This is a genomic window from Haloterrigena gelatinilytica (assembly GCF_013342145.1).
Lineage (GTDB): Archaea > Halobacteriota > Halobacteria > Halobacteriales > Natrialbaceae > Haloterrigena > Haloterrigena gelatinilytica.
In genome coordinates this window covers 3,738,852-3,765,196 of the sequence record NZ_JABUQZ010000001.1, presented here as the reverse complement: position 1 = coordinate 3,765,196, position 26,345 = coordinate 3,738,852, and the positions used below count along the sequence as shown (strand labels likewise).

General features: G+C 65.6%; 26 protein-coding genes, 3 tRNA genes and 3 rRNA genes. 15 read left to right on the top strand and 17 right to left on the bottom strand.

All coding sequences use genetic code 11. The features are described 5' to 3' along the window. Positions 1-3 precede the first annotated feature (3 nt). The 4 genes from HTZ84_RS18680 (at position 4) to HTZ84_RS18665 (ending at position 3,817) form a co-directional block, all read left to right on the top strand. Complete coding sequence (locus HTZ84_RS18680) at positions 4-762, top strand: maleate cis-trans isomerase family protein (protein WP_174682051.1); 759 nt, start codon at positions 4-6, stop codon at positions 760-762. Between the two features lie 133 nt (positions 763-895). Beyond that, the gene (locus HTZ84_RS18675; protein WP_174682050.1) at positions 896-1,666 is read left to right on the top strand and encodes a coenzyme F420-0:L-glutamate ligase; all 771 of its coding nucleotides are present in this window, start codon (positions 896-898) and stop codon (positions 1,664-1,666) included. Positions 1,667-1,802: 136 nt separating this feature from the next. Beyond that, entirely contained in the window at positions 1,803-2,621 is an 819-nt protein-coding gene (locus HTZ84_RS18670) for a class I SAM-dependent methyltransferase (RefSeq protein WP_174682049.1), read from the top strand. Positions 2,622-2,797: 176 nt separating this feature from the next. Continuing rightward, complete coding sequence (locus HTZ84_RS18665) at positions 2,798-3,817, top strand: 5,10-methylenetetrahydromethanopterin reductase (protein WP_174682048.1); 1,020 nt, start codon at positions 2,798-2,800, stop codon at positions 3,815-3,817. Between the two features lie 27 nt (positions 3,818-3,844). Here the strand turns inward: HTZ84_RS18665 and HTZ84_RS18660 are convergent, their stop codons facing one another. Continuing rightward, a complete protein-coding gene (locus HTZ84_RS18660) occupies positions 3,845-4,039 on the bottom strand; it encodes a hypothetical protein (RefSeq protein ID WP_174682047.1) in 195 nt (64 codons plus the stop codon). Between the two features lie 132 nt (positions 4,040-4,171). Between HTZ84_RS18660 and HTZ84_RS18655 the strand changes: the two genes are divergently transcribed. From HTZ84_RS18655 to yciH, 6 genes are all read left to right on the top strand, one after another. Continuing rightward, the gene (locus tag HTZ84_RS18655) at positions 4,172-4,606 is read left to right on the top strand and encodes a DUF7573 domain-containing protein (protein ID WP_217468242.1); all 435 of its coding nucleotides are present in this window, start codon (positions 4,172-4,174) and stop codon (positions 4,604-4,606) included. Between the two features lie 107 nt (positions 4,607-4,713). After that, entirely contained in the window at positions 4,714-4,908 is a 195-nt protein-coding gene (locus HTZ84_RS18650; RefSeq protein ID WP_008893525.1) for a cold-shock protein, read from the top strand. A gap of 293 nt (positions 4,909-5,201) precedes the next feature. After that, the gene (locus HTZ84_RS18645) at positions 5,202-6,164 is read left to right on the top strand and encodes an AAA family ATPase (RefSeq protein WP_174682046.1); all 963 of its coding nucleotides are present in this window, start codon (positions 5,202-5,204) and stop codon (positions 6,162-6,164) included. Between the two features lie 2 nt (positions 6,165-6,166). Next, positions 6,167-7,279, top strand: coding sequence for a DUF58 domain-containing protein (locus HTZ84_RS18640; protein WP_174682045.1), 1,113 nt, complete (start codon positions 6,167-6,169; stop codon positions 7,277-7,279). Further along, positions 7,276-9,588: a transglutaminase TgpA family protein gene (locus HTZ84_RS18635; RefSeq protein WP_174682044.1), complete on the top strand. Its 2,313-nt coding sequence runs from the start codon at positions 7,276-7,278 to the stop codon at positions 9,586-9,588. Before HTZ84_RS18640 ends, HTZ84_RS18635 begins: the two co-directional genes overlap by 4 nt. A gap of 84 nt (positions 9,589-9,672) precedes the next feature. Beyond that, entirely contained in the window at positions 9,673-9,966 is a 294-nt protein-coding gene (gene yciH / locus HTZ84_RS18630) for a stress response translation initiation inhibitor YciH (RefSeq protein WP_006180453.1), read from the top strand. A gap of 206 nt (positions 9,967-10,172) precedes the next feature. Here the strand turns inward: yciH and HTZ84_RS18625 are convergent, their stop codons facing one another. The 10 genes from HTZ84_RS18625 to HTZ84_RS18580 form a co-directional block, all read right to left on the bottom strand. Then, positions 10,173-10,538 carry a rhodanese-like domain-containing protein gene (locus tag HTZ84_RS18625; RefSeq protein ID WP_174682043.1) on the bottom strand — a complete coding sequence of 122 codons (366 nt, stop codon included), beginning with the start codon at positions 10,536-10,538 and terminating at the stop codon, positions 10,173-10,175. Between the two features lie 140 nt (positions 10,539-10,678). Next, on the bottom strand, positions 10,679-11,266 hold the full coding sequence (locus tag HTZ84_RS18620) for an NUDIX hydrolase (protein ID WP_174682042.1): 588 nt from the start codon (positions 11,264-11,266) through the stop codon (positions 10,679-10,681). 89 nt (positions 11,267-11,355) lie between these two features. After that, on the bottom strand, positions 11,356-11,775 hold the full coding sequence (locus HTZ84_RS18615) for a DUF5809 family protein (RefSeq protein ID WP_174682041.1): 420 nt from the start codon (positions 11,773-11,775) through the stop codon (positions 11,356-11,358). 21 nt (positions 11,776-11,796) lie between these two features. Then, positions 11,797-12,303, bottom strand: a complete 507-nt coding sequence (locus HTZ84_RS18610) for a DUF5810 domain-containing protein (protein WP_174682040.1) — start codon at positions 12,301-12,303, stop codon at positions 11,797-11,799. Between the two features lie 102 nt (positions 12,304-12,405). Continuing rightward, the gene (gene rimI / locus HTZ84_RS18605) at positions 12,406-12,888 is read right to left on the bottom strand and encodes a ribosomal protein S18-alanine N-acetyltransferase (protein ID WP_174682039.1); all 483 of its coding nucleotides are present in this window, start codon (positions 12,886-12,888) and stop codon (positions 12,406-12,408) included. A gap of 46 nt (positions 12,889-12,934) precedes the next feature. After that, positions 12,935-13,258, bottom strand: coding sequence for a hypothetical protein (locus tag HTZ84_RS18600; protein WP_174682038.1), 324 nt, complete (start codon positions 13,256-13,258; stop codon positions 12,935-12,937). Continuing rightward, complete coding sequence (locus tag HTZ84_RS18595; protein ID WP_174682037.1) at positions 13,258-14,718, bottom strand: sodium-dependent transporter; 1,461 nt, start codon at positions 14,716-14,718, stop codon at positions 13,258-13,260. The genes HTZ84_RS18600 and HTZ84_RS18595 overlap by 1 nt, the downstream gene beginning before the upstream one ends. A gap of 225 nt (positions 14,719-14,943) precedes the next feature. Beyond that, positions 14,944-15,093, bottom strand: coding sequence for a hypothetical protein (locus HTZ84_RS18590; RefSeq protein WP_174682036.1), 150 nt, complete (start codon positions 15,091-15,093; stop codon positions 14,944-14,946). Positions 15,094-15,098: 5 nt separating this feature from the next. Continuing rightward, positions 15,099-15,593, bottom strand: coding sequence for a ferritin-like domain-containing protein (locus HTZ84_RS18585; protein ID WP_174682035.1), 495 nt, complete (start codon positions 15,591-15,593; stop codon positions 15,099-15,101). 98 nt (positions 15,594-15,691) lie between these two features. Continuing rightward, positions 15,692-15,979, bottom strand: a complete 288-nt coding sequence (locus HTZ84_RS18580; protein ID WP_174682034.1) for a DUF6360 family protein — start codon at positions 15,977-15,979, stop codon at positions 15,692-15,694. Between the two features lie 789 nt (positions 15,980-16,768). On the opposite strand from HTZ84_RS18580, the gene HTZ84_RS18575 reads away from it, so the two are divergent. The 3 genes from HTZ84_RS18575 to HTZ84_RS18565 all read left to right on the top strand — a co-directional run bounded on the left by HTZ84_RS18575 (position 16,769) and on the right by HTZ84_RS18565 (position 17,840). After that, positions 16,769-16,915, top strand: coding sequence for a hypothetical protein (locus tag HTZ84_RS18575; RefSeq protein WP_008893512.1), 147 nt, complete (start codon positions 16,769-16,771; stop codon positions 16,913-16,915). Positions 16,916-16,967: 52 nt separating this feature from the next. Beyond that, positions 16,968-17,663 (top strand): DUF7119 family protein, encoded by a 696-nt coding sequence (locus HTZ84_RS18570; RefSeq protein WP_174682033.1) that lies wholly within the window; start codon positions 16,968-16,970, stop codon positions 17,661-17,663. A 103-nt stretch (positions 17,664-17,766) separates the two neighbouring features. Then, positions 17,767-17,840, top strand: a tRNA-Lys gene (locus HTZ84_RS18565). A 422-nt stretch (positions 17,841-18,262) separates the two neighbouring features. On the opposite strand, the gene HTZ84_RS18560 is transcribed toward HTZ84_RS18565, so the two are convergent. From HTZ84_RS18560 to HTZ84_RS18540, 5 genes are all read right to left on the bottom strand, one after another. Continuing rightward, a tRNA-Cys gene (locus HTZ84_RS18560) sits at positions 18,263-18,338 on the bottom strand. A 134-nt stretch (positions 18,339-18,472) separates the two neighbouring features. Then, positions 18,473-18,594 (bottom strand): 5S ribosomal RNA (gene rrf / locus HTZ84_RS18555). A 116-nt stretch (positions 18,595-18,710) separates the two neighbouring features. Beyond that, positions 18,711-21,618, bottom strand: a 23S ribosomal RNA gene (locus tag HTZ84_RS18550). Positions 21,619-21,837: 219 nt separating this feature from the next. Beyond that, positions 21,838-21,909: transfer RNA gene (locus HTZ84_RS18545), tRNA-Ala, on the bottom strand. A 135-nt stretch (positions 21,910-22,044) separates the two neighbouring features. Further along, positions 22,045-23,509: ribosomal RNA gene (locus tag HTZ84_RS18540) — 16S ribosomal RNA — on the bottom strand. The 16S, 23S and 5S rRNA genes sit together here with 2 tRNA genes alongside, the layout of an rRNA operon. Positions 23,510-24,480: 971 nt before the next feature. Between HTZ84_RS18540 and HTZ84_RS18535 the strand changes: the two genes are divergently transcribed. Next, positions 24,481-24,858, top strand: a complete 378-nt coding sequence (locus HTZ84_RS18535) for a winged helix-turn-helix domain-containing protein (RefSeq protein WP_008893481.1) — start codon at positions 24,481-24,483, stop codon at positions 24,856-24,858. Next, positions 24,855-25,148 (top strand): DUF7521 family protein, encoded by a 294-nt coding sequence (locus HTZ84_RS18530; RefSeq protein ID WP_174682032.1) that lies wholly within the window; start codon positions 24,855-24,857, stop codon positions 25,146-25,148. Before HTZ84_RS18535 ends, HTZ84_RS18530 begins: the two co-directional genes overlap by 4 nt. A 33-nt stretch (positions 25,149-25,181) precedes the next feature. Here HTZ84_RS18530 and HTZ84_RS18525 read toward each other — a convergent pair whose 3' ends face one another. Next, the gene (locus HTZ84_RS18525) at positions 25,182-26,288 is read right to left on the bottom strand and encodes a multicopper oxidase domain-containing protein (RefSeq protein ID WP_174682623.1); all 1,107 of its coding nucleotides are present in this window, start codon (positions 26,286-26,288) and stop codon (positions 25,182-25,184) included. Positions 26,289-26,345 lie beyond the last annotated feature (57 nt).

The window sequence follows — 26,345 nt, the reverse complement described above, 5'->3', positions numbered from 1 at the left end:
CCGATGACCGACGCCGACGCTCCCGACACCGCCGACGTGCGCGGCCGACTGGGACTGATCGTCCCCTCCTCGAACACGACGGCCGAACCGGAGTTCCGCCGTTCGCTCCCCGACGACGTCACCGTCCACGGCGCGCGCATGGCGCTCGAGGCGGTGACCGTCGGCGAACTCGACGCGATGAGCGACGACGCGGCGCGGGCGGCCGAACTGCTCGGCCACGCCGACGTCGACGCCGTCGCCTACGCCTGCACGACCGGCAGCCTGCTCCACGGGCCGGGGTTCGACGCCGAACTCGAGGACCGCCTCTCGGAAGCGGCCGGCGTCCCCGCGGTCGCGACCGCCCGCTCGGTCGTCCGCGCCCTCGAGGCCCTCGACGCCGAGCGGATCGCGGTCGTCACGCCCTACACCGCCGATCTCGACGCGAAGGAGCGAGAGTTCTTCGAGGCCGCGGGGTTCGCGGTCGCCTCGATCGACGGCCGCGGCCTCGAGGCGAACACGGAGATCGGCGCGCTGACCCCCGACGACGCGGTCCGGCAGGTGCTCGAGTGCGTCGACGGCGGTGGTGACGGCGACGAACTCGACGCCGTCTTCGTCTCCTGTACGAACTACCGCTCGCTCGCGGCCGTCGGCGAACTCGAGTCGAAACTGGGGGTACCGGTACTCACGAGCAACGGCGCGACCCTGTGGGACGTCTGCGGCGCCGCGGGGCTCGAGGTGGACGGCATCGAGGGCGGGTCGCTGGTCGAACGCGACCGTCACTGACCGGCCGAAACCGGCGGCCTGGAGTGCGGTAGCGGGGCACGACGGCGACGGCGAACGAGCGCGTGCGGCGCGTCACGGTCGCGGCACCGATACGTTTAATCACCCTTTTGTCGTCGCTTTCCCACCCTCGAGTATGGAACTCGAACCAGTGACGGGCCTGCCCGAGGTCCGTCCCGGCGACGATATCGCCGAACTCGTCGCGGAGCGGGCCGATCTCGAGCCCGGCGACGTGCTCACCGTCGCGAGCACGATCGTCTCGAAGGCCGAGGGACGACTAGCGGACCTCGAGGACTACCCCGTCAGCGGCCGCGCACAGGAGATCGCCGACCGGATCGAGGAGATCGCCGGCGAGGAGAAGGACCCGCGGTTCGCGCAGGCCGTCTTAGACGAGAGCGCGGAGCTGTTGATCGACGTCCCGTTCCTGCTGGCCGAGACGCGATTCGGCCACATCTGCCCGAACGCGGGGATCGATCGGTCGAACGTACCGGACCACGACATCCTCCTCCTGCCCAGAAAGCCCAGCGAGAGCGCCGAGCGCATCCGCGCGGGACTCGAGGAACGGGGCTACGAGGACGTCCCTGTGATCGTCACGGACACCTGCGGGCGGCCGTTCCGACACGGCCAGACCGGTGTCGCGATCGGCTGGGCCGGCATGCCCGCGAGCCGGGACTGGCGGGGCGAAGAGGACCGCGACGGCCACGAACTCGGCGTCACCGTCCAGTCGGTGGTCGACGAACTCGCGGCCGCCGCAAATCTCGTCACCGGCGAGGGCGCGGGCGGGGTTCCCGCGGTGACCGTCCGCGACTGGGAGTTCGGCGACCACGGCGGCAGCGACGAACTGTTCAGAGGGGTCGAGGACGACCTCGTCCGCGAGGCGCTTCGGGAGTGGGAGTTCGACGGCTGAGAGGCGAGATCCGATCGAAGCGAAGATCTCGGTACGGCGAGCGGGGAGCGGGCGTGACCCGCGAGCGCTGAGCGGAGCGACGGTCTCGAGACGCCGGCGGGGAGACTCAAGGCCGACGCGGCCGTAGATCGCGGCGATGGACGCGACCGATTCGGCGTACGTCTGCCGACGCTGCGGCCAGGGGTTGTCGCGACGGGACGGCGAGTTGGCCTGTCCGAACTGCGGCGTGACGGTTCCGATCGCGGACGGGATTCCGCGCTTTCCGGTCCCTGCTGCTGTGGACAACGCAGCACATGAGACGTTCTTCGACCGGCTGGCACCCGTCTACGAGACGCCGGTCTGGTTCCAGCCGCTGTACCGCTTCGTCGGCGGCGCGACCGCGCCGCGAGACGACCGCTCGACGATCGCGTCGATGCTCGCCCTCGAGGCCGAATTCGCGACCGAACCCGCGGCTGAAGGAGACACGGAAGCACCGAGCGTGCTCGACGTCGCCTGCGGCACGGGCCGGATCACCCGCCGCGTCGCCCGCGACGCCGCGTCAGTGCTGGGAGTCGACATCTCCGGTGGCATGCTCGAGCGGGCACGGCGGTACGCCGTCCGCGAGGGGCTCGGGAACGTCGCGTTCGCGCGGATGAGCGCCGACGAACTGTGGATTGACGACGGCGCGTTCGACCGGGTCGCCTGCTGCTGGGCGCTGCACCTCTTCCCCGACGTCGACGCGGCGCTGGCCGAACTGCGGCGCGTCCTCCGGCCCGGCGGCCGGCTCGTCGGGACGACGATCGTCGACGAGTACGTGCTCGGCGCGGCGCCCGTGCGAGCGGTCGCGCGACTGACGGTCGGCGCCGAACCGTTCGACGTCGACTCGTTTCGCGACCGCCTCCGCGAGGCGGGGTTCTCGCACCTCGAGTTCGACCGCCGCGGGGCGGCGCTGTTCTTCCGGGCGCGCGCCGAGTAGTCGGCGGCGCTCGGTTCTCTCGCACTCCGGTTTCCGACGGCGGCCACCGTCTCCGGTGACGGTGGGCTTTTCACCGCGCTGGCCGACCCTGCGGACATGAACCGACAGGCAGGATCGGCGCCGCTCGCCCGGACGGCGAGCGACCGGCAGCGCGGACGGACGCGGAGGATCGACGGATGAGCGAGGGCGGAACCGAGGACGCGACCTGGGCGATCGAACTCACCCCCGAGCATCCGCCCGACCGCATCGCCGGCCTAGCGGCGCGCGCGGAGGCCGTCGGGTTCGACGCCGCCTTCGCGAGCAGCCACTACTTCAACCGCGACCCGTTCGTCGTGCTCTCGCGGATGGCGTCGGCGACCGACGACCTGCGCCTCGGACCGGGGGTCGTCAACCCCTACGAGACCCACCCCGTCAAACTCGCCGCGCAGACGGCGACGATCGACGAGGTCAGCGACGGGCGGGCCGTCTTCGGCGTCGGCGCCGGCGACCGCTCCTCGCTGGCCAATCTCGGCGTCGAGCGCGACCGGCCGCTCCGGCGCGTCCTCGAGACGTTCGACCTCGCGCGGGACCTCTGGGACGGCGAGACCGTCACCCACGAGGGAACGTTCACCGCGCGCGACGCGTCGCTGAACCTCGAGCCCGCGGGCGAGATTCCGGTCTACGTCGGCGCCCAGGGACCCCACATGCTCCGGATGAGCGCGAAACACGCCGACGGCGTGTTGATCAACGCGGCCCACCCCCGGGACCTCGAGTGGGCCGCGGACGAACTCGAAAAAGGCCTGGCGGACCGCCCGGACGATCGTGGCGCCTTCGAGTCGCTGGCCTTCGCCAGCGTCAGCGTCGCGGGCGAGGAAGCGGCGGCCCGCGAGGCGGCCCGACCGCCCGTGGCCTTCATCGCCGGCGGCGCGGCCGACCCCGTCCTCGAGCGCCACGATATCGACCGCGACGCGGCCGAAGACGTGGGCGCAGCATTGGAGCGCGGCGACCTGAACGAGGCCTTCGGCCGCGTGACGCCCGAGATGATCGACGCATTCTGTATCGCCGGGACGACCGAGACGGTCGCCGAGCGCTTCGAAGCGGCCTTAGAGCACGTCGACGGCATCGTCGTCGGCTCGCCGCTGGGCCCCGACCTCGAGGACGCGATCGAGCGCGCGAGCGAGGCGCTGGCGACGGCGACGGACGGCGAAAACGACTGACGTCGGCGCCGATCGCCGGCGCCGGGATTAGTTCGCGGAGAAGAGGCTCCCGACGGCGCCGAGAGTGAGCGCGCCGAAGACGCCCATCGAGAAGACGATCAGGAGGCCGCCGAAGAGGACGAGCAGCGGCGCGAGCCCCTGGCCCATCGCGACGTCGCCGAAGAGGTCGATCATCTCGGTGAGGTTGTCCACGATAACGTTCATCGGAGTGACGGTGTCCATGTCCGGGGGTTGTCACCGATGCTACTTGGCCGTGCCGGTACGCCGTCGCACGGTGGCGGTCCGCACGACCGAACCCGGTCCCATCGGGCGGCGAGCGGAGCCACTAAGCCGGCGCCGGCCGTACGGCTACCCGTGACCGACGACGCGACACTCACGGATTTTTTCGAGTCCGAAGGCACCGAGGACGACGCTCGAGAGGACGAGGTGGACGCGAACGCGGACGCTGATCCGGATCCGGACCCGGACTCGAGCGACGCCGACGCATCGCAGTCGGGATTCGAAGACGGAAGCCCGGAGCAGCGGCGGTCAGCGGACGGCGATCGGGAACAGCGGGACGGGACCGAGTCCACTGACGGCGTAGTTGACGTCGAGACCGCCGCGACCGACGAAGACGCGACCGACGACAAAGCGACCGACGACGACCCAATCGACGAGGGACCGATCGGCGATACCGGCCTCTCGACGTACGGCTGGGGCGAGTACACCTGTCACCGCTGTGCGAGCGACACCGACCGCGTCTGGCGCGAGGACGGCGTCCTCGTCTGCCCGGACTGCAAAAACTGGTAGCCCCCCGCGAATCGCTCTCTGAACCCGGTACAGGTCCGATATCTCAGAGGTGCCTGCGAGTGTGCTCCCGAAGCTTTATATTTCCGTCGTGGTTCTATAGAGGTGCAATGGCGCAAGGTACGGTCGCATTCTTCAACGACACTGGCGGCTACGGATTCATCGAAACTGACGACGCGGACGAGGACGTGTTCTTCCACATGGAGGACGTCGGCGGCCCCGACCTCGAGGAGGGTCAGGAGGTCGAGTTCGAGATCGAGGAGGCCGAAAAGGGCCCCCGAGCGACGAACCTCGAACGCCTGTAAGCCGGTTCGGTGTAGTGGTATCGTTCTCTGATCGTTAGCCGGGTAGCGACGGGAGTACCGTCCGCTGTCCGGCCCGATCTTCGGTTCTTTGGGCTGTTATCGACACGGCGACGGCGACGCGGCCGGTCAGCGACCGCCAGGAGGCTGCGGCCACGGGGAACAAACCGCGACGGACGCGTTCTCGCGATCTGGAGCAACTCGAGAGATGTCGACGCAAAGCATATGTTTCAGAGCCACTACTGACGTACTGATGAGCGGTTTAACTGGGTCCTCGCCGTGTCCGTACTCGAGCCATGAATGACGCGAACCCGCCGTCTCGGACCGGAACCGATCGCCTCGCCGTCTCGACGGTCGCCGACCTCTGTGCCGAACTCGAGGCGAACGTCGCCGAGGTGATCGTCGGCCACGAGGACGTGGTCGAACACGTCGTGACGGCGATGCTCGGCCGCGGCCACGTCCTGCTCGACGACGTCCCCGGCGTCGGCAAGACGATGCTGGCCCGCTCGATCGCCACCTCGATCGACTGCGAGTTCCGCCGGATCCAGTTCACGCCCGATCTCCTCCCGACGGACGTCACCGGCGTGAACGTCTTCAACCAGCAGAGCCGCGAGTTCGAGTTCCAGCCCGGTCCCGTCTTCGGCAACGTCGTGCTCGGCGACGAGATCAACCGCGCGCCGCCGAAGACCCAGTCGGCGCTACTCGAGGCCATGGAGGAAGAGCAGGTGACCGTCGACGGCGACACCCGCGAGCTGCCGGATCCGTTCACGGTCATCGCGACCCAGAACGCGATCGAACCGAACCGGACCTACGACCTGCCCTTCGCGGAGCTCGACCGCTTCATGAAGAAGCTCCACCTGGGCTATCCCGATCCCGACGAGGAGGCCGAACTGCTCGGCCGGACCGTCGGGCACCACCCCATCGAGTCGCTCGAGCCGGTGACCGACCGCGCGACGATCGTCGCGGCCCGCGAGACCGTCGCGGAAACGCGCGTCGAGCGGCCGGTCCGGGAGTACGCGACGCGGCTGGCGGGCTACACCCGCGAGCACGCCCGCGTCGGCGTCAGCCCCCGCGGGACGATCGCCCTCCTGCGGGCGGCCCAGGCGCGCGCGGTGACCGACGGCCGCGACTACGTCATCCCCGACGACGTCCAGACGGAGGCGCCCGTCGTCCTCCCCCACCGGATCAAGGCGGGCGATCGCGAGCGCGACGGCGCGACGGTCGTCGAAAACGCCCTCGAGCGCGTGCCGGTCGAGTGACGATGCGGTTGACGATCCGCGGCTGGACGGCGCTGTTCGTCGTGGTCGTCTCGCTGGCGATGGGGTGGAAGTTCGGCCCGCGGGCGCTCAACGCCGTCGTGGTGCCGTTGGCGGTAGTTCTGCTCGCCGGACTGGTCGCGGTCGGCCGGGCCGACCGCCCCGGGATCAGACGCGCGCCCGTCCCCGAGGGGTTCCCCGGCGATCGACGGACGATCGAACTCGAGTTCGAGACGTCGTCGGCGGTTTCGGCGACCGTCCGCGACGACGTCGGCGAGGGCGTCACGGTCCTCGCGGGCGACGACGGGACGACCGCGATCGATGACGGCGCGCCCGTCGTCGACACGACCCTCGAGGGCGACGGCGGCGTCGGGTACGAGATCCGACTCGAGGAGCGGGGCGAACACCGACTGGGGCCGGCGACGATCACCGTCAGCGACCTCTTCGGCCTCGTCCGGCGTCGGTTCGCCGACGAGGGGACGACGACCGTCCTCGTCTACCCGCGCGTCTACGAGGTTCGGTCCGGCCCGGGCAGCGCCATCCGAGCGGTCACCGACGCGCTCGCGGGACAGGATCGCGAGGCGTTCGACCACCTCCGAGAGTACCAGCGCGGCGACTCGCTGCGGGACGTCCACTGGAAGTCGGCCGCCAAGCGGCCCGACGCCGACCTCGTCGTCACGGAGTACGCGGACACCGAGGAGACCGGGTCGGCGACGATCGCCGCCGAGTGCGCGCCCGACCGGGGCGACGAGCTGGCGACGGCCGTCGCGAGCGTCGCGGTACACCTCCTCGAGACCGACGTCGACGTCGGTCTCGCGCTCCCGAACGGCGACTGCGAGCCGGGATCGGGCCGCGACCACTCCCGGCGGCTGCTGGCGGCGGCGGCCCGCCTCGAGGCCGGCGAACTCGAGGCGAGTCGGCGAGCGGAGGCGGACGTGGTGATCCGGAGCGACGCCGACGGGACGCGGGTCGTGATCGACGATCGATCGATCCCGTTCGAGCGGCTCGTCGGGGATCCCGACCGAACGACGACCCCGTACGACGGGCCCGGCGCGTCCGATCGGCGGGGGCGAGACGGGACCGACGGCGGTCCAGACGAACCGGAGGTGACGTCGTGAGTACGAAATCCGATTCCCGGACGATCGAAATCGCGCCGGACGCGGACGGATCGGTCGGTCCCGGAACGTTCCGGCTGCTCGCGTGCTGTTGCGTGCTGGTGTTGACGGCGTCGTACGTGAGCGTCTTGCGCGACGTGACGCGGGTCGTCGGCGGGACCGAGACGCTGTTGGCCCTCGTCGGGGCGATGCTGGTCGCGGCGACGGTCCTCGCGTGGGCGATCCGCCCGCGGACCGCGACGGTCGCCGCGGTCGTCGCGGGCGCGCTCGGCTTCGCCTACTACCTCGAGTACACCGGCCTCGGCGTCGAGGTGCTGCTCTCGGCGGGCGACGTGTTGCTCTCGGACGCCGCCGCGCTCGCGACCGGCCTCCCCCTGCTCCGGATGGTCGAAGCGGGCGTCTGGACCCTCGCGTTCGTCCCCGCGCCCGTCTTCCTCTCGTGGTATCTCGCCGTCCGGGGACGGTACGCGCTCGGCGTCGTTCCCGGCGGCATCGCGCTGCTCTTTCTCGTCCTGACCGGCGACGCGGGGACGGTGCCCACGCTGGTGGGAACGCTGGCCGCGATCGGCGCCGTCGGCTGCGGCGAACTCGAGCGCCGCGGCGGCTCGATCGCTCAGGCAAATCTGCTCGCGGCCCTGTTCGCGCTGATCGTCGTGCTCTCGCTGACCGTCACGGTCGTCCCCGGCGGCTCGGGGACGCCGGGCCACTTCGCCGGGACCGAGGCCGGGACGCTCGAGGGAACCATCGATCACGCATCGGATCGCTCGCGCATCGGCGGCTCGGTCGATCTCTCGCCGGAGGTCCGGTTTACGGTCGAAGCCGACCGGGCCTCCTACTGGCGGACGGGCGTCTACGATCGCTTCGCCGGCGACGAGTGGGTTCGGACCGGCGACCGCAGCGACTACGGGGGCCCCATCGGGGAGCCGCCGGGCGAGACCGAACGCGTGCGCCAGCTCGTCACGGCCGAAACCACGCTCGGCGTCATGCCCGCCGCCCCGCAGCCGGTCACCGTCGGCGGGGAGTTCACCCAGCACACCCAGGTCTCGAGCCACGGGCAGATCCATCCGAACAACCCCCTCGTGGAGGGCGACACGTACGCCGTCGAGAGCGCGGTGATCGATCCCGACGCCGCCACCCTCCAGCGGGCGGGAACGGACTACCCCGACCCGATCGCCGAGCGGTACCTCCAGACGCCCGAGGACACCTCCGACGAGTTCGAGGCCCGAACGGCCGAGATCACCGCCGACGCCGACACGCCCTACGAGAAAGCCGTCGCGATCGAGGACTACCTCCGGTCGACGAAGGGCTACTCCCTCGAGGTCGATCGGCCGAGCGGCAACGTCGCCGAGGCGTTCCTCCTCGAGATGGACGAGGGCTACTGCGTCTACTTCGCGACGACGATGGCCCAGATGCTGCGGGCCGAGGACGTGCCGACCCGCTACGTCACCGGCTACACGAGCGGCCAGCAGGTCGACGACGACGAGTACGTCGTCCGCGGGACCGACGCCCACGCCTGGGTCGAGGTCTACTTCCCCGACCACGGCTGGGTCGCCTTCGAACCGACGCCGTCCGGTCCCCGCAACGCGGCTCACAACGAGCAGGTCGAGCAGGCCCGCGAGGACGGCGCCGAGGACGTCGACACCGACTCGAGCGAGGACGTGCCGCTCTCCGAGGAGGAACCGGAGGACGAACCCGACGAGCCTCCGTCGGAGATCGTCGGCAACAACGAGAGCGAGGACTGGAACGACTCCGACCCCGACACCGGGAACGGGCCGGACAACGAGACCGACGGAAACGACTCGTCTCCGGAGCCCGATCCGGTCGAGCCGGCGGCGAACGACAGTTCGGCCGCCGACGAGGAGGACGACGACGGCTGGCTCGCGGCGCTCGTCGAGCGACTTTCGATCTCCCGCGAGGCGGCCACCGTCGCCCTCGTGGCCCTCACCGGACTGGTCGCGAGCGTCCACCGCACCGGCGCGGTCGCGCGGCTCCGCCGGACCGTCGGCCTCTACTGGCAACGGCGCAGCGACGATCCCGACCGAGACGCCGAACGCGCCTACCGGCGCCTCGAGCGCCTGCTGGCCGTCTCCCATCGCCCCCGCGAGCGCTCGGAATCCGCGCGCGGCTACCTCGAGGCGCTGGCCGAGGAAGCCGACGCGGGAGTCGATCCGCGGGCGGAGACCGTCCTCGAGCGGTACGAACGGGCGGTGTACGGCGGCGGCGTCGATCGCGAGGGGGCCGACGAGGCGATGGCGATCGTCGACGAACTCGCGCGGGAACGCCTCCCTGGCGGCGATCAACGGGGGAATTGAGCGTCCGCTCACTCAAAAAGAACCGCGAGACGGCATACGGGTCCCGATAGTGTTTAATATGGCCGATTCGTACCAGTGAACGTAATGTCGGAAGTCTGCTCGACGTGCGGGCTGCCCGAGGAACTCTGCGTCTGCGAGGACGTGGCCAAGGGACAACAGCAACTCAACATCCGCATTGACGAGCGCAGATACGGTAAAGAGGTAACGATCGTCGAAGGATTCGATCCGAAGGACGTCGATCTGGACAGTCTCTCGTCGGATCTCAAATCGAAGTTCGCCTGTGGCGGGACCGTCGAAGACGACCAGATCGAGCTACAAGGCAACCACACCGGCCGCATCGAAGAGTTCCTTCGGGACCGCGGCTTCAACGTCGCATAATGCCCGCGATGCTCTGAGACGACTTCCGAACGCCGCGGCTGCCTCCCGTATCGCTTCTTCACCGACTTCGGTTTTCACCTACACCAGCGATCGGTCTCGCGTTGCTTTCGCCGTCGGTCCATCCTCGATCCTCGCGGAGAACCGTCTTTGGCATCGATACCGTCGATACGAAAAAGCGAAGCCGCGGGAGAAACGCGGTCGCGAGATCAGAAGGGGGATTCGGCGTTCGCCGATTCGTCCGCCTCGTCCTCGTTGCCGACGAGGCCGAACTTCAGCCCGTACTTCTCGAGGCCGCCCGCCATGCTCTCGACGGTCGCGTCGGCGGTCCCCTCGTAGGAGCCGATGAGTTGGGCCGCCTGCACGCTGGCTTTGCCGTGGGGACAGACCGTCACGATGCGGTCCTCGCCCTCGAGTTCCTCGACGCGGCTCGTGAGTTCGTGAAACGGGATGTTCTCGCTGTCGGGAATGCGGCTGTGCTCGAAGCTCTGCTCGTCGCGAATGTCGATGACGCGGACGTCCGCGTCGTCCTCGAGGAGTTCCTTGACCTCGTCGGGGGAGATTTCGCCGTCCATTACGCCCGGATTGGGACGCGGACAGAATAAGCCCACGGGTCGAGTCCCGCTCGCGAGCAACGGGCCGTCCCGACTCGTCGTTCCCGTACGACGCGTTCGAGACCGCCCGCGTTCGACCACGCGATCGCTCCCGGCGAGCGTCAGAGCAGGCCGTCTTCTTTCGCCAGCAACAGCGCCGACAGCGTCGAGTCGTTCGCCGGCAGTTCGCGGGCGCGCTCTACGGCCTCGTCGACGGGCACCGTCGTCACCTCGAGGAACTCGTTGCTGTCGAGTTCGCGCTCGCCGGGCTCGAGCCCCTCGGCGAAGACGACGCCCCGATCGTGGCGGAGGACGCCGGTCGCGACCGCGTACTCCTGAAGCAAGGCGGTGCTCGAGGGTTTGAAGCCGGTCTCCTCCTCGAGTTCGCGGGCGGCCGCGTGCGTGTAGGATTCGCCGTCCTCGACGATGCCCGCGGGGAGTTCGAGGTGCGTCTCGCGGATCGTCGGCCGGTACTGCTCGACGAACAGGAGGTGCTCGCCCTCGGTCCCGTCGGCCGTCTCGCCGTCGAGAGCCGCCACGGCGGTGCCGTCTATCTTGGCGACGACGATTACCGCGTCCGGCAGATCCGCCCAGTAGTAGCGCTTCTCGGTGCCGTCGGGCTGCTCGAGCAGATCGTACCCGCCGTCGTACCAGGGCGTCTCGTACTCGGTGACCTCCTCGCGGAGCGTCCACTCGTCGGGTGCAGTCATCGACCGGTGTGTCGGCCTCGAACGGGTAATAGGTGCCGTTCGGCGATCGGGAGAGAAGAGACCGGGACCGGTTTTGCGGCGACCGACGCTCAGTTCGCCTCAACTAGGTCCCGATAGAGCCGGCCGAACGCCTGTCGCCGGAGGGTCGCGACCGCCGCCTCCTCCTCGTTCTGGAAGGTCGCGGCGACGGCGTCGTCCTCGGGACCGGCGTGCCAGACGACGGAGTCGACGTTCTCGCTCCCGACGACCGTCACCTCGCCGTCGTACTCCTCGTGCCAGTCCTCGAACTCCTCGCGCGTGCCGACGCGGACCTCGAGCAGGCTGGCGAACAGGGCGTCGCGGGCGGTCTCGACGACGTCGCCGGTGACGCGGTCGTCGTACTCCTCGCGGTCGAACTCCATGGCCTTGGCGACCTCGCGTACGACGGTCTGGGCCGCGGGACCGACCTCCTCGTAGCGGTCCCGGGCCTCCTCGGCCGACGCCGGCGCAAACGTCCCGTCAGTGTGCATACCTCGACGTGCTCGCGGTAGTCAGTTACCAGTTTCGCGTTCCGACGACCCGTCGTCGTCAGCGGCCGTGCCGTCGTCGGTCGTTTCGGCGGCTCCCGTCTCGTCGCCCGACGCGGCCCCCTCTTCGCCCGCGTCCGCCGGTTCCTGCATCCGCCGGGTCAGCTCCCGCGCCTCCTCGAGGGCGCTCTCGGCTTCGGCGCTCATGCCGTCCCGGCCCGACCGGCCGCCGAGCTGGTCGCCTCGACCCGGTTGGCGGCTCTGGCGGGCCAGTCCCTCCTCGAGGCCGCCCGGTCGGCCGTGGTCGTGTCCGTGGCTCGCCGATTCGAACTCCGGCGTGTCGATCTCGGGCGCGTACTGGCCGACGATCTCGCCCAGTTCCTCGGGGCTGCAGTCGCTCCAGTCGGGCGCGTGCTCCTCGAGCCAGGCGCGGTGGTCCTCGCGGCCAAGCGAGGCGGTAATCGCGAGGTGGTTCGCGAGGTGCTCCGCGTCGGCCTGTTCGGCGTCGCAGACGGGGCAGGCGTATCCCATGCTCGCGGGTAGGAACGCCGGCGGTAAAACGGCCACGTCCGCGGTCGCTGGCGCTGGCGACTCTCGGACGGCACGTCCGTTCTCATACCGGGTCTCGCCCGCCTACTCGAGTTTCCGCAGCATGATGATCGCGTCCTCGCCGTTCCCGTAGTAGCCCGGCACGCGTCGGAGCGGCTCGAAGCCGAACTGGCGGTAGAGCCGCTTCGCGCCGTCGTTGGTCCGGCGAACCTCGAGTTTGACCGAGTCGGCACCGCGGGCGGTGAGCACGGCCATTCCCCGGGTGAGCAAGGCGGTTCCGATCCCCGAGTCGCGGTGGTCCGGATGGACGGCGATGTCCTTAACGTGGCCGAGTTCCCGGCCGAACTGCGTGCCCACGTCGGCGACGATATAGCCGGCGATCGTGCCCCCCTCGACGGCGACGAGAAACCCGTCGTCGCCGAGAAACCGCTCGAAGGCGTCGTAGGGCCACGGCTGGGAAAACGACTCGTTCTCGATACGGACGATCGCGAGCAGATCCGCCCGCTCCGCTGGACGGATCGAGAGCCCGCCGTCACCGTCGGCCGCTCCGGACGCCGGCGTTGTCACAGCTATCGGTAGCACGCCCAGCGGTAAAAGAAGTAGCGGCGCGCGGTCAGCGACGCTCGAGGCTCGCGATCTCCTCGTCCGACCAGTCGTAGAAGTGCCGGTCGGTCCGTCGCAGGGTCTCGACGCACTCGTTGTACCGGTCGCGCGCGTCGTCGACCAGCGGATCGTCGGGGTTCGCTTCGATCCACTCGCCGAGTTCCGCGAGCGCCCGCGGCGAGTAGGTGTCCATGCGGTCCTGATGACGGAGGATCTCGACCTTGCGGCCCTCCTGACGCAGGGTCCGGACGAGCGCCCACCCGGCGACGCCCCAGAACGCCAACAGCGTAAAGGCGAGCATGCCGAGCACCTCGGTAGACAGTCCGAACGCCATCAGTCGTCACCTCCGGTGACCCCGGCCGTGTCGGGTCGACCGCCCCGGCCCTCGAGGACCGACATGATCGCGTAGCCGATGATCGGGAACAACGCGATCACGAGCATGCCGCCGATCATCTCGGGAGTGCCGAAGTTCTCCCACGCGAAGTACGCCATGATGAAGATCATGACGGTGGGGATGACGTACTTGATCAGCGGATCCCACCAGCGGCCGACGTAGACGCCCGCGTTTCGGTTGACCGCGAGCAGGCGGAGCCGTCTCGGACCGACGACCCAGCCGATGACGCCGATGATAGCCAGCGTCGCCAGCGGGAGCCCCCAGTTCCCGAAGACGAAGTCGAGGTAGTCGAGGACGTCGACGGAGTAGGCGCTGGGAAGGCCGAGCAGCCAGATCGCGCCGCAGACGACCAGCGTCGTCTGGGTCCGATCGAGGCGCGTCTCCTCGCTGACCGTCGTCACGCCGACCTCGGTGATGAGCAGCCCCGACGTGAACGTCGCGAGGAAGAAGCCGACGAAGAAGAGGATCGCGACGAGACCGCCGAACGGGATCTCGGGGAAGACCTGCACGAGCGAGACGAACGCCAGCCCGGCACCGACGTCCGGCTCGACGCCGACCGCGAAGACCACGGGGAAGATCGCCAGCGCCGCGAGGATGCCGACGCTCGACTCACCGATCGCCGTGAAGACGCCCCCGCCGAGCGGGACGTCGTCGTACTCCCGGAGGTAGCTGCCGATCGTCAGCGCGATCCCCCAGCCGAGCCCGGTCGAGAACAGCGCCTGTCCCAGCGCTGCGATCCACGTGTCGCTGTAGGTCAGGTACTCCCACTGGACGTCGAACGCGAAGGCGATCCCCTCGCTGGCGCCCGGCAGCGTGAGTCCCCGGATCGTCATGATCACGAGCGCGGTCACCAGCGCCGGGACGGCGTAGACGACGATCCGCTCGACGCCGCGACGGATCCCCAGTGCGAGGATCGCCGCGATCGAGCCCATCACGACCGTGTGGAGGCCGATCATCAGCGCCGAGTTCTCGAAGAGCCCGGTCATGAACGCCTCGGCCTCGAAGCCCGCCGCCGTGAACGTGAACAGCAGCGAGTGGATCGCGTAGTAAAGCGTCCACGCGATCACCGGCGAGTAGTACGACATCAGGGCGACGTTGACCAGCAGGACCACGACCCCGAGTCCGACCATTCCACCTCGGCCGACGACGTCCCGGAAGGCACCGATGACGCCCTTCTCGGTGTACCGGCCGAGCGCGACTTCGGCCATCAGTCCCGGTGCCGCGAGGAGGAACAGCAGCGAGAGGAAGGCGAGCACGAACGCCCCGCCGCCGTTGTTCCCCATCACGTACGGGAACCGCCAGATGTTCCCGGCGCCGACCATCGCGCCGATCATCGCCATCAGGAAGCCGAAGCGCGTTCCCCACTCCGCTCGAGCCGTCTTGGATGGAACGTCCGACATCGTTCGATCACCCGCGATACCACCACGCGCAGCCACCTATTTGTTTGCTGTGTGCCAACAATTAACATCCCATTGCGCGATACTAAGCGCTCAGTTATCGACCGTTTCCGTCCACAGCACGCGAACGCGCCCCGCCGGCTCGCCGAACGGGTCCGAGACTGAAGCGAACGGAATCCAGCGGCTCCCCGACGCGCGAGACGATGAGAGAAGCGACGGACGGGACGGCTACTTGTCGACGCCCTCGTTGTCCGTCTCGGCGCGCTCGTCCTCATCCTCGTCCTCGTCTTCGATATCGGTCGTCGGCTCCTGGTCTTCGGTCCCGCCGTACTGGGTCTGTTCCTCGTCGTCGGTGTCGTCGTCGTTCTCGTCAGCCATCGGAATCACTCCGCCGGAATGGCGTCCATCTCGAACTCCTCGGTGAGTTCTTTCAGTTCGTCCAGCGCATCTTGCTCCTCACGGAGGTTTTCTTCGAGCAGGTCCGCGGCCTCGTCCATCCCGAGCTGGTCGGCCAGCGGGATCAGATTGCCGTAGGCGGCGATCTCGTAGTGTTCGGTCTTCTCGGCGGCCGCCATGTTGTGGTAGTCCATGACCTCCTGGGAGGGGTCCATCGATTCGAACTCCTCGTACTCCTCGATCAGGCCCTCGATCCCTTCGCACTCCTCTTTCTCCGGGGGCTCGCCGAACATGTCGAAGACCTCCTCGAGTCGGTCGATCTGGTCCTGCGTCTCCTCGCGGTGCTCCGAGAACGCCTGCGCGATCTCCTCGCGCTCGGTGTTGCTCTCTAAATCCTCGAGCGCGTCGAGCAGCTGGTGCTCGGCGTGGTAGATGTCTTCGAGGCCGTGCTCGAACAAGTCCTGAATCGTGTCCATGCTCATGATCCAGCCGGCGATTCACCGGCGCCGTGAAAAAATCGCCAGCCTGCGACGGCAGGCGCCTGCGAGCGGCCGATTTCCCCGATCGCGAGGGCGTCCTCTCACTCGTCGGTCCGCGCGTCGTCGACCCGATCGGCGTGTTTCTCGAGGTCGGCCGCCAGCGCCCGCGCCTGATCGGGCGTCAACTCGAGGTCTTCCATGTGTTTGGGCAGGTGTTCCTCAGCGAGGTTGTCCAACTCGAGTTGGAGGCGGACGCAGTCGGGATCCTCCGTGTCGGCGGTCGCGTTCACGACGGCGACCGATTCCCACTCGAACGCCACTCCCTTCGCGACGGCCTCGACGTAGTCTAAGGTCGTGTACGCGTTAACCGTCATCAGTCGATCTGACATACGAGAACGCTCACGGCGAACTCACTTAGGCGCCGCGAGAGCGCGCTCGCGAACCGATCGGGAAGAACGTCTTGATACAGCGACGACTGTCGGCCGAAACGCGTCGACGCCGATTACATCCGTCGCCGCGGACTCGAGACAGCGGACTGTGTTCCAACAGACCCGAACCGCGCGTCGGATCGACGGATCCGATCGATATCGTCCCGCACCCGATCAATCTCTGTTGCCTGTTCACACTGCACAATAATCTCCGATTCGGTGCCTCATCTACCGGATTATTTTGCCTGCGATGTGCGACTCGGCGGCCGGTATCCGTCACTCCCTCCAGAGAGGGCGCTTTGCCTTTCCGTACGGCCTGCGACATCCGCCGTCAGTCTCTGTCGACCGTCACCACCCGCGGATTCTCGATGCGGCGCGGTCGGTTTTCGTCGGTCGACTCTCGACAACCGACGGGAAAACGAGTCTTCACGAGACCCACTACGCCGCCCGTACGGCCCCCCTACCGTCTCGATACCCGCTATCTGCCCGCTCTCGCTCGAGTCGTCGACGGCCGGATCGGACTCGTTTCCTCAAACTGGACGCTCGGTCGCTCTAACTGGTTTCTTTCTCGAGCGTTCGCTCTCACGGCGCCGGTCCGTGACGCGCGTTTCGAACGAAATCACCCGCCGGCATCACGATTCGAAACGGTGGGGCGTCGGAGATAGCGGCATAACTGACCTGTAAGACCGAGCACGGGTATCGCTTGCAGTCGAGGTGGTACTTATGCCCGCTGCGTTCGAAAAGGCATCCATGACTGACGCGGCCGAATGCAAACCGGAGACAATTGAACCCGAGCAGGACGACGAAGAGCGCGACGATGCCCACCTCGACGACATCGAGGAAGGGGCCGGCTGCACGGAAATCTGGGAGCATCTCGCCGAAAAACGCGACGAGTGAGAGATTCGCCACGGCAGCGGCTTTTTTAGCGTTCAAGTCCTTATCGGGAGGCATGACCGACAATCGGCCCGGTGACAGCTCACATCGCCGTCGTGCGGATGGTCGTTCGATCCCGACGGACCGTGAATCACCCGTCGGTGCACCAGTTATCCGGGGCGACGAATCGGTCGCCGGCACGCGCGCCCGCGAAGCCGTCCAGTTCGATCCCGACGATCCCGAGAGCCTCGCCGACGCCGCCGAAACCGTCCGCGAGTTCGCCAGCGGCTCGACGAACGACGACCACCTCTACATGCTGCGCGGCGCCGCCGCCTGCGCCGCGCTCGTCCGCGGCGAAGGCTCCTACAAGGCCGCAGCCGAACGCGCCGGTGGCGACGCGACGGTCTCGTTTATCCGCAAGTGGGCTCGCGTCCACGACCTCCCGCGGTCGGTCCGCAAACAGGTTGCGCTCGGCCGCATCGCACCCACCGCCGCCAAACACATCGCTCGCGTCGGCGGCGAAGCGCGACTCCTTCTCGCCTGGGCGACCCTCGACGGCAACCTCACCGTCCGCGAGGTCCGGAGCGTCGCCAGCACCATCAACGACGGCACTCCGATCGAGCAGGCGCTGGCCGATCACGGCGTCACACTGGGCCAACTCGAACTCACGCTCTCGCCGTCGACGTATCGGGACCTCCGCCGCCGCGCCTCCGTCGACGGCGTTCTCCCCGGCGAAATCGTCACCGACGCACTCGAAGAGTACTTCGACTGAGCGAAGGTTGCTCGAGTGCGCCCAACACCCCCACCCGCACCCGGTCGTCGGGTGAGCAGAGAAAGAAACGTTTAACCATCACTCCCCGAAAGTAGCATCCACAGGGCCGGTAGCTCAGTTTGGCAGAGCGTCTGGCTTTTAACCAGACGGTCGCGTGTTCAAATCGCGCCCGGCCCGCTTTTGCGACGACCAATTACAAAGCGACCAGAGCAATTTGAACAGAGAAGAGAACACAGGGAGCAGTCTCTCAAACGACGTGAGCGAGGAAGTGCTCAACGTGTGTTCAGATTTCGACGGATGAGGAATCTGCAGCAGACCAAGGTTCTGCAAGTGACGCGAGCAGGGATGACTCTGCCGAGACATCCCTGTGCTCGTCCTTCTTTTTCGACGGCCGATTCCACAAGAGCAACGCGGCAATGGAGAAGACCGTGACCAGCCGACTGGTCGATCGCCGTTGTCGAACCACCAGCTGATCCCGGATTCCTCACGTGGTACGCACGAAGCCATCACAGCATGAAACTGGTATTCGGATCTACTCTGCGAAACAGTGCCTCGATACCAGCTTAGAGCGACCGCTCTTCAAGTCGATTACGACAGAAAGCCAAGGGCCGGATTTGAACCGGCGGTGGGCGGCTCTGCAGGCCGCTGCGTTCGGCCGGACTCTGCCACCTTGGCGCATTTGTCCCTTGTCACTGCGGTCGTTTAAGCATAGCGGTACGGCACAGTCGTTACTGTGCGACAGTACCCGCTATAAATACGAGTAGCCCCGCACAGCCGGTGCTGTGCGGGGCGTAATGATGAAGTATGAGTGGTGGCGGCGAATCGGGTCTCCCAGAGGCTCGCGCACTCCAGTACTCGCCGAAACGCAGGCGGGCTTAACGTCCGTGTTCGGGATGGGTACGGGTGGAACCCCGCCGCTGTGGCCGCCGAACGCCGATCAGCGGAATCGAACCGCCGCAATACCAATATCGGTGGTGTGACCGTGTTAGTACGTGTAGTCCAGTTAGCGCCTGGACCCGTTTCCGGGTCTGATCCAGATGCGATATGAGTGTGTGGCTCGATCGGTTAGTGCTCGCGGACTCAACACCTCGTTGCCTTGGTGCGTACATCCCGAGTCTATCGAACTCGTCTTCTACGAGTGATCTCAGTGGTTCCTCTTTTCCAGGTGGGTTTCGAGCTTAGATGCGTTCAGCTCTTACCCCGTGGTGCGTCGCTGCCCGGCACGTGCCCTCTCGGACAGCCGGTACACGAGTGGCACCCATTCGTAGTTCCTCTCGTACTATACGAACGTTCCTGTCAGGAACCGTAACACCCCCAATAGATAGCAGCCGACCTGTCTCACGACGGTCTAAACCCAGCTCACGACCTCCTTTAATAGGCGAACAACCTCACCCTTGCCTGCTTCTGCACAGGCAGGATGGAGGAACCGACATCGAGGTAGCACCCGGTCGATATGTGCTCTTGCGGGTGACGACTCTGTTATCCCTAAGGTAGCTTTTCTGTCAGCAATGGGCCGCATCAAGCAGCCGCATTGGTTCGCAGACCACGCTCGCGTCAGCGTCCGTCGTTGTGCCGGACACTGTCAGACTTCCTTATGCTTTCAGGTTTTTCCGCGTCTCCGACGCGGGTGAGGAAATCTTGGGGCGCGCTCGATATCTTTTCAAGCGCGTACCGCCCCAGTCAAACTGCCCGGCTACCAGTGTCCTCCGCCAGGAGTGAGAGTCGCAGTCACCATCGGGTAGTATTTCAATGTTGGCTCGGTGGCCCGCTAGCGCGGGTACCTGTGTAACGCCTCCTACCTATGCTGCACAATGGCGACCACGTCTCAGTGACAGCCTGCAGTAAAGCTCTATAGGGTCTTCGCTTCCCCTTGGGGGTCTCCAGACTCCGCACTGGAACGTACAGTTCACCGGGCCCAACGTTGGGACAGTGGCGCTCTCATTGATCCATTCATGCAAGCCGCTACTGAAGCGGCAAGGTACTACGCTACCTTAAGAGGGTCATAGTTACCCCCGCCGTTAACAGGTCCTTCGTCCCCTTGTACGGGGTGTTCAGATACCTGCACTGGGCAGGATTCAGTGACCGTACGAGTCCTTACGGATTTGCGGTCACCTATGTTGTTACTAGACAGTTGGAGCGCCCGAGTCACTGCGACCTGCCTCGTTGCGAGGCAGGCATCCCTTATTGCGAACGTACGGGACTAACTTGCCGAATTCCCTAACGTCGGTTGATCCCGACAGACCTTGGCTTTCGCCGCCACGAGTACCTGTGTCGGATCTCGGTACGGACAGTGTGCTTGCCTTTTCACGGGCTCTAGGTTGACCTCTCTTGCGCTATCCAGCCATTCGTTCGCTTCCTGCCATTACGGCTTCCACGAACTTCGACTGTTCGCCCGAGCGAAAACTCGGGAGAGGCGGCCCCAAAGCGTCGGCTTTGAGTGCACACTGGCATAGGAATATTAACCTATTTCCCTGTTGTCTGCTTCGACTTACGGGCAGACTTAGGACCGGCTAACCCTCAGCTGATCAGCATTGCTGAGGAACCCTTACTCGTTCGGCCGTCGGGGTTCTCACCCGACTAACGCTGCTACTATGACCAGGATTTTCGTTACTGAACGGTCCACACGACTTCTCAGCCGTGCTTCCACCCGAACAGAACGCCAACCTACGGGATCACTCGATCAAGAGTGCCGCTAGGTCTCGGTGGTAGACTTGAGCCCCGATCATTTTGGGCGCCGCAAACCTCGGCCGGTAAGCTGTTACGCTTTTCTTAGAGGGTAGCTGCTTCTAAGCTCACCTCCCGGCTGTTCAGGCTTGCGACCACCTTCGATCGCACTTAGTCTACACTTGGGGACCTTAACCCAGCTCTGGGTTGTCTCCCTCACGGTACACAGGCTTACCCCGTGCACCGGACTCCCTGCGTCGAACGGCGTTCATAGGTTCGGAGTTGGACAGGGGGGCGCACTCCTCTCGGAGTGCGGTCCCCCAATCCGTCGCTCTACCCCATGAACTACCTCGGCAGAGGTGATGCTTCGACATCTTTCGGTTGGAACCAGCTGTTTCCGGATTCGATGGGCCTTTCACCCCTAGACGTAGGTCACGCGAGGGTATTGTAGGACACCAACGCTATCGGGCCTCCACGTGCCTTTCGGCACGCTTCACCCTGCCCACGTCTAGATCATCCGGTTTCGGGTCGTGCCCGTTTGACTCCCCGCGCTTGAACACGGCGGCCCTCGTCGTAAGACTGCGGCCATGTCGGTTTCCCTACGCCTTCCCCGATGATCGGGTTAGACTCGTCAAACAGGCACACTCCCTGGTTCGTTTTTCAAAACGTACGACAGAACACCGGCTTCCCGGACGGCTTACTACAGGTTTGCACCTGAGTCATTGTGTCCGGGACCTTGTATGCCCTGTCGCTCCATCGCCAACTGATTTCACGCCCTATTGCACCTCCCTTCGTGGGGTGCTTTTCAGCGTTCGCTCACGCTACTTGTTCGCTATCGGTCTTGAGGAGTGTTTAGTCTTCGCGGTCGATGCCCGCGATCTTCACGAGGGATATCCAACCCCCAATACTCTGGAGCTGACTCGTCTCTTACTCCACGACAGTACGGGACTGTCACCCTGTCTCGTGCTCTGTTCCAAGAGACTTCGTGTCATGTTTCGGAGAGTGATTGTCAGTCCGAACACCACATTGCCCGTGAGGGCTTCGGTTTGGACTGTGTCGCGTTCTTTCGCCAATACTAACGACATCGCGTTTGCTTTCTTTTCCTGTCGGTACTAAGATGTTTCAATTCTCGACGTTCCCCATTGCGCGAAGCAATTGCGGTGGGGATTCCCATTCGGAGATCCTATGTTCTTTGCCTCCGTGCGGCTCCCATAGGCTTATCGCAGCTTGGCACGTCCTTCTTCAGCTCTCAAGCCGAGCGATCCACCAGCTGGCACAGTAGCCACGTTCATCGGATCGGCATTGCACAGAGTGCAATGGTATGTGACCCGGGAACGGGTCCAGTGGACGCCTGGACTACACGTACACACGGTCTCATCTGCACGCCGTAGACGCGGCATGCATTAACCCTTCCCAGCCACGTTTACACGGACTGGTGCATCGGTTCGTTCGGATTAGATCGAAATCGCCTGCCCCACTTAAGGGGCACGATTCGATCCGCTCCGAGTCATGGACCCACAGGGATTCGAACCCTGGGCATCCTCCTTGCAAAGGAGGCACTCTACCACTGAGCTATGGGCCCACGTCCGCCCCAGTGGGGCGGACAGAGCGCGAAAGTGTTAGCCTTGGTAGTTCTAAGGTGCCCGATCGGCCAAACGCTGGTCGATCGAACGTGGAAACCGCTAGTGAGCCAGGCCGTCGGCCTGGTCTCGGTCTGTGGAGGTGATCCAGCCGCAGATTCCCCTACGGCTACCACGATTTAAGCCCCTTCAGGAGCCCAGATTCGACCACTGTTGCAGTGGCCTCATCCGGACCCCACTCGGGTGCTTTGACGGGCGGTGTGCAAGGAGCAGGGACGTATTCACCGCGCCCTTCTGAGGCGCGATTACTACCGAATCCAGCTTCATGAGGGCGAGTTTCAGCCCTCAATCCGAACTACGACCAAGTTTCGAGATTAGCGCCCCTTTCGGGGTTGCATCCCACTGTCTTGGCCATTGTAGCCCGCGTGTCGCCCAGCACATTCGGGGCATACTGACCTACCGTTGCCCGTTCCTTCCTCCAGTTTGGCACTGGCAGTCCTCCTAATGTACCCAACCACCACAAGGGTGTTGCTGGCAATTAGGAGTGCGGGTCTCGCTCGTTGCCTGACTTAACAGGACGCCTCACGGTACGAGCTGACGGCGGCCATGCACCTCCTCTCAACGGCTCCAGTAAGCTCATCACACTGACCTTCACGGCACGTTGTCGATGCTGGTGAGATGTCCGGCGTTGAGTCCAATTAAACCGCAGGCTCCTCCGGTTGTAGTGCTCCCCCGCCAATTCCTTTAAGTTTCATCCTTGCGGACGTACTTCCCAGGCGGTCTGCTTCACGGCTTCCCTACGGCACAACACAGGCTCGTAGCCTGTGTCACACCTAGCAGACATCGTTTACAGCTCGGACTACCCGGGTATCTAATCCGGTTCGTGACCCGAGCTTTCGTCCCTCACCGTCGGATCCGTCTTCCTGAGGCGCTTTCGCCACCGGTGGTCCGTCCAGGATTACGGGATTTCACTCCTACCCCGGACGTACCCCTCAGGTCTTCCGGTCCCAAGCCATCCAGTTTCCACCGGACGCCCGCGCGTTAAGCGCGCGGATTTCCCGATGGACTTGGATGGCCAGCTACGGACGCTTTAGGCCCAATAATAGCGGTCATCACTCGTGCTGCCGGTATTACCGCGGCGGCTGGCACCGGTCTTGCCCAGCACTTATTCTGCGACCACCTTACGGTCGCGAAAAGCGAGGACGATATGCCCTCGCACTTGGAGTCCCCTTATCGCACTCGCGTGCAGTGTAAAGGTTTCGCGCCTGCTGCGCCCCGTAGGGCCCGGTATCTTGTCTCAGATACCGTCTCCGGGCTCTTGCTCTCACAACCCGTACCGATTATTGGCACGGTGGGCCGTTACCCCACCGTCTACCTAATCGGCCGCAGCCACATCCTATGGCGCCGTAACGTTTCGGATTCCCCGCAACTCCAGCGTGGGAATCGTATTCCGGATTAGCCTCAGTTTCCCGAGGTTGTCCGGATCCATAGGGTAGTTTGGCCACGTGTTACTGAGCTATCTGCTACGAGTCTAAACTCGTGCAACTAGCATGGCTAAATCGGACTCCAATAGCAATGACCTCCGGCAGGATCAACCGGAATGCTATCTGTTCTCCCCAGTTGGGGAGGGTTTGTTGGCGGTGAATGTTAAGATACACACTCACACATGGGTCCACGTTCGGTGACCGTTGATCGTCGACCGATCGGGCGTCACCGAACTACCAAGGCTAACATCAGATCCCATCTGTACGGCGGACCGCAGGGGTGGAATCCTCATCTCCTTCGGACCTACTCGTAAGCCACGAAGGGTACTTAACCCCTTCGGACTCGAGTGGTCCGAGATGACGGGACGAGTTGAACGTCCCGTCGATCACATGTTCTTTGCAATCCATCCGAATCCCCGTATACACTTAAGGGCGTCGGATCGCTCCTCGCCGGAATCCGCATCCGGCGAGACGGTTGCGATCCAATCTGAGCGCCCGATTACGTATAAGGGCATCGGATCGCCGTAGCCGGCGACGCCGGCCACGAGCACATCACGTTCGAAATGCCCTGATACGGATAAGACCATCGGACCAGTCCGACGGTCGCGTACGGGGTGGATGCAGTGCCTACCTCCGTGCCGGAACGCGGCCGGAGGGGACGTGGCGATGTGCACCACGTCGTTCGCATTAGTATGAATGCCCGGGTTACTATATAAGGCCGTCGAACCGAAGACGGTTCGGAACCCGCTACCGTGCCACGGTTTTCCCACATTCAGTCGCGATAGCAACAGGTATAAACGCACGTCGTTTTCGAGCACGAGCTCCGATAATCGACGATTGCGCTAGAATATCACGCGGGCGGAGGTCGGTCGGTCATCCCGTCCTCGCAGACGCGGTCGGACCGAATGAGACCCGCGTGCCCGTACTCGAGCGTGGACGCGCAAGAAGGTGTCGCGATGGAGTTCGGCTCGAGGCGCGAGTGAAAGCGTCTCCGAGCGACCGACCCGCATCGGGAGCCACGCATTGGGCGTTGCAAGCGGGGACGCGCATCGATGCCGATAAACCACGTGCGTCGTAACGGGTATACGAATGGTCCGGGACCCGATCGCTTCGGAGTCGACGCCGTCCGCAGAGGAGATCTGCTCCGCGCTGGACGATCCCGACTGCCGCGAGATCATCCGGAATCTCGAGGAACCGATGACGGCCTCTGAGCTCACGAAGCGGTGTGAGATCCCTCAGTCGACGCTGTATCGGAAGCTGGAGGTGTTGACCGACTCGACGCTGCTCGAGGAGTCGACCGAGATCCGCCAGGACGGTCACCACGCGAGCAAGTACGCGATCGCGTTCGACGAGATCACGATCACGTTGGACGAGGATCGGTCGCTGGCGGTCCAGATCGAGCGTCCGGCCCGGACGGCAGACGAGCGCCTCGCGGAACTGTGGTCGGAGGTGCGAAAGGAAACATGAGTCCGTACACCGGCGTCACCGAAATCGCGCTCGCACTCGCGGTCGTCAAGACGCTCGTCTTGGTGGTCGGCGGAGTTATCACGTACGTCGCGTTCAAAGCCTATCGGCGGACGCGCCAGCGTCCGCTCGGCTATCTCGCCGCCGGGTTCGGGCTCGTGACGCTCGGGCTCGTCCTCGCGGGAATGCTCTACGAACTCCTCAGCGTTCGGCTCGCGACGGGGATTTTACTCGAGAGTCTCCTCGTTCTCGCCGGCTTCTTGGTGATCGCGTACTCGCTGTACGTGCAGTGACCCGCCGGAGAACCGTTTGCGAACGGATCAGGGTTAGCCCTCGTATCCGGCGTCGTCCATTACCTCGGCGAACTCCTCGGTATCCATCGCTTCTTCGTAGACGATCGCGGTCGCCATCCCGCCGGGGTAGCGACCGTCGGTCGTGACGTGGTCGACCTTGTGACAGTGGACCGGGTAGAGTCCGGGGTCCGCGTCGGCCTCGAACTCGAGGGTGAGTCGCTCGGCGGGCGCGATCGGAACGACGTCCTGCTCGTAGCGGGCCGCCTCGGGGATCGGACTGCCCTCCTCCTCAACGACGGTAAATCGGTGGCCGTGCGTGTGGAACGCGTGGGTCTCGTAGCCCGCGTTGACGACGTGGATACGGACCGTCTCGCCCTCGGACATGAGCAGCGGCGAGCCGAGTTCGGGGTGGAACGTCGTCGGCGCGCTTCGCCCGTTGACCGTGTAGAAGTTCGGCTGGCGGTCGCCGACGTCGTACTCGGCGTCGCCGCCGGCCGTCTGTTCGTGGAGTCGGCTGTCCCACTCCCGGAGCGTCAGGAAGTACTCCCGGTCGGGCGCCTCGTACCCCTCGGGGTCGACACGGATGATGCCGTACATCCCCATGTCGAGGTGGTTGTGCGTCTGGTAGTGACAGTGGTAGAAGTGCGTCCCGGGGACGTCGCCCTCGAGAACGTACGTTTTGCTCTCGCCGGGGTAGACCTTCGTCCGCGTGGAGACGGGCGCACCGTCGTCTTTCCAGGACTTGCCGACAGCGTGGACGTGGACGGTGTGTGGCCGACCGTGATCGTTTTCGAACGTGAGTTCGAACGTCTCGCCCTCTTGCATCCGGTAGATCGGTCCCGGCACGCTGGGCGCGAGGTCGTCGGCCTGCCAGGCCCACACCTCGGGGAGTTCGACCGGTCCGCCCGTGGCCTCGTCGCTCACGAGCTGGTGGCGCGCGGAGACGGTCCGCAGCGTCGACTTGTGGCCCTGCTCGGCGAGGTCGACGATCTGCGGCGGCTCGGTGTACTCGTAGTCGGTCAGCGGGTTCCCCTCTTCGTCAACGTCGGACTCGTTGTCCGGTTCGGTCGCCGTGGTGTCGTCGCTCGAGAGGCCGGAGAGACAACCCGCGAGGGCGCCGAGGGCGCCCGTACCAGCCATCGAGAGGACGGTTCGGCGTCGGAGAGCGGAGTTCGAGGTGGGTGTTGTGTTCATATT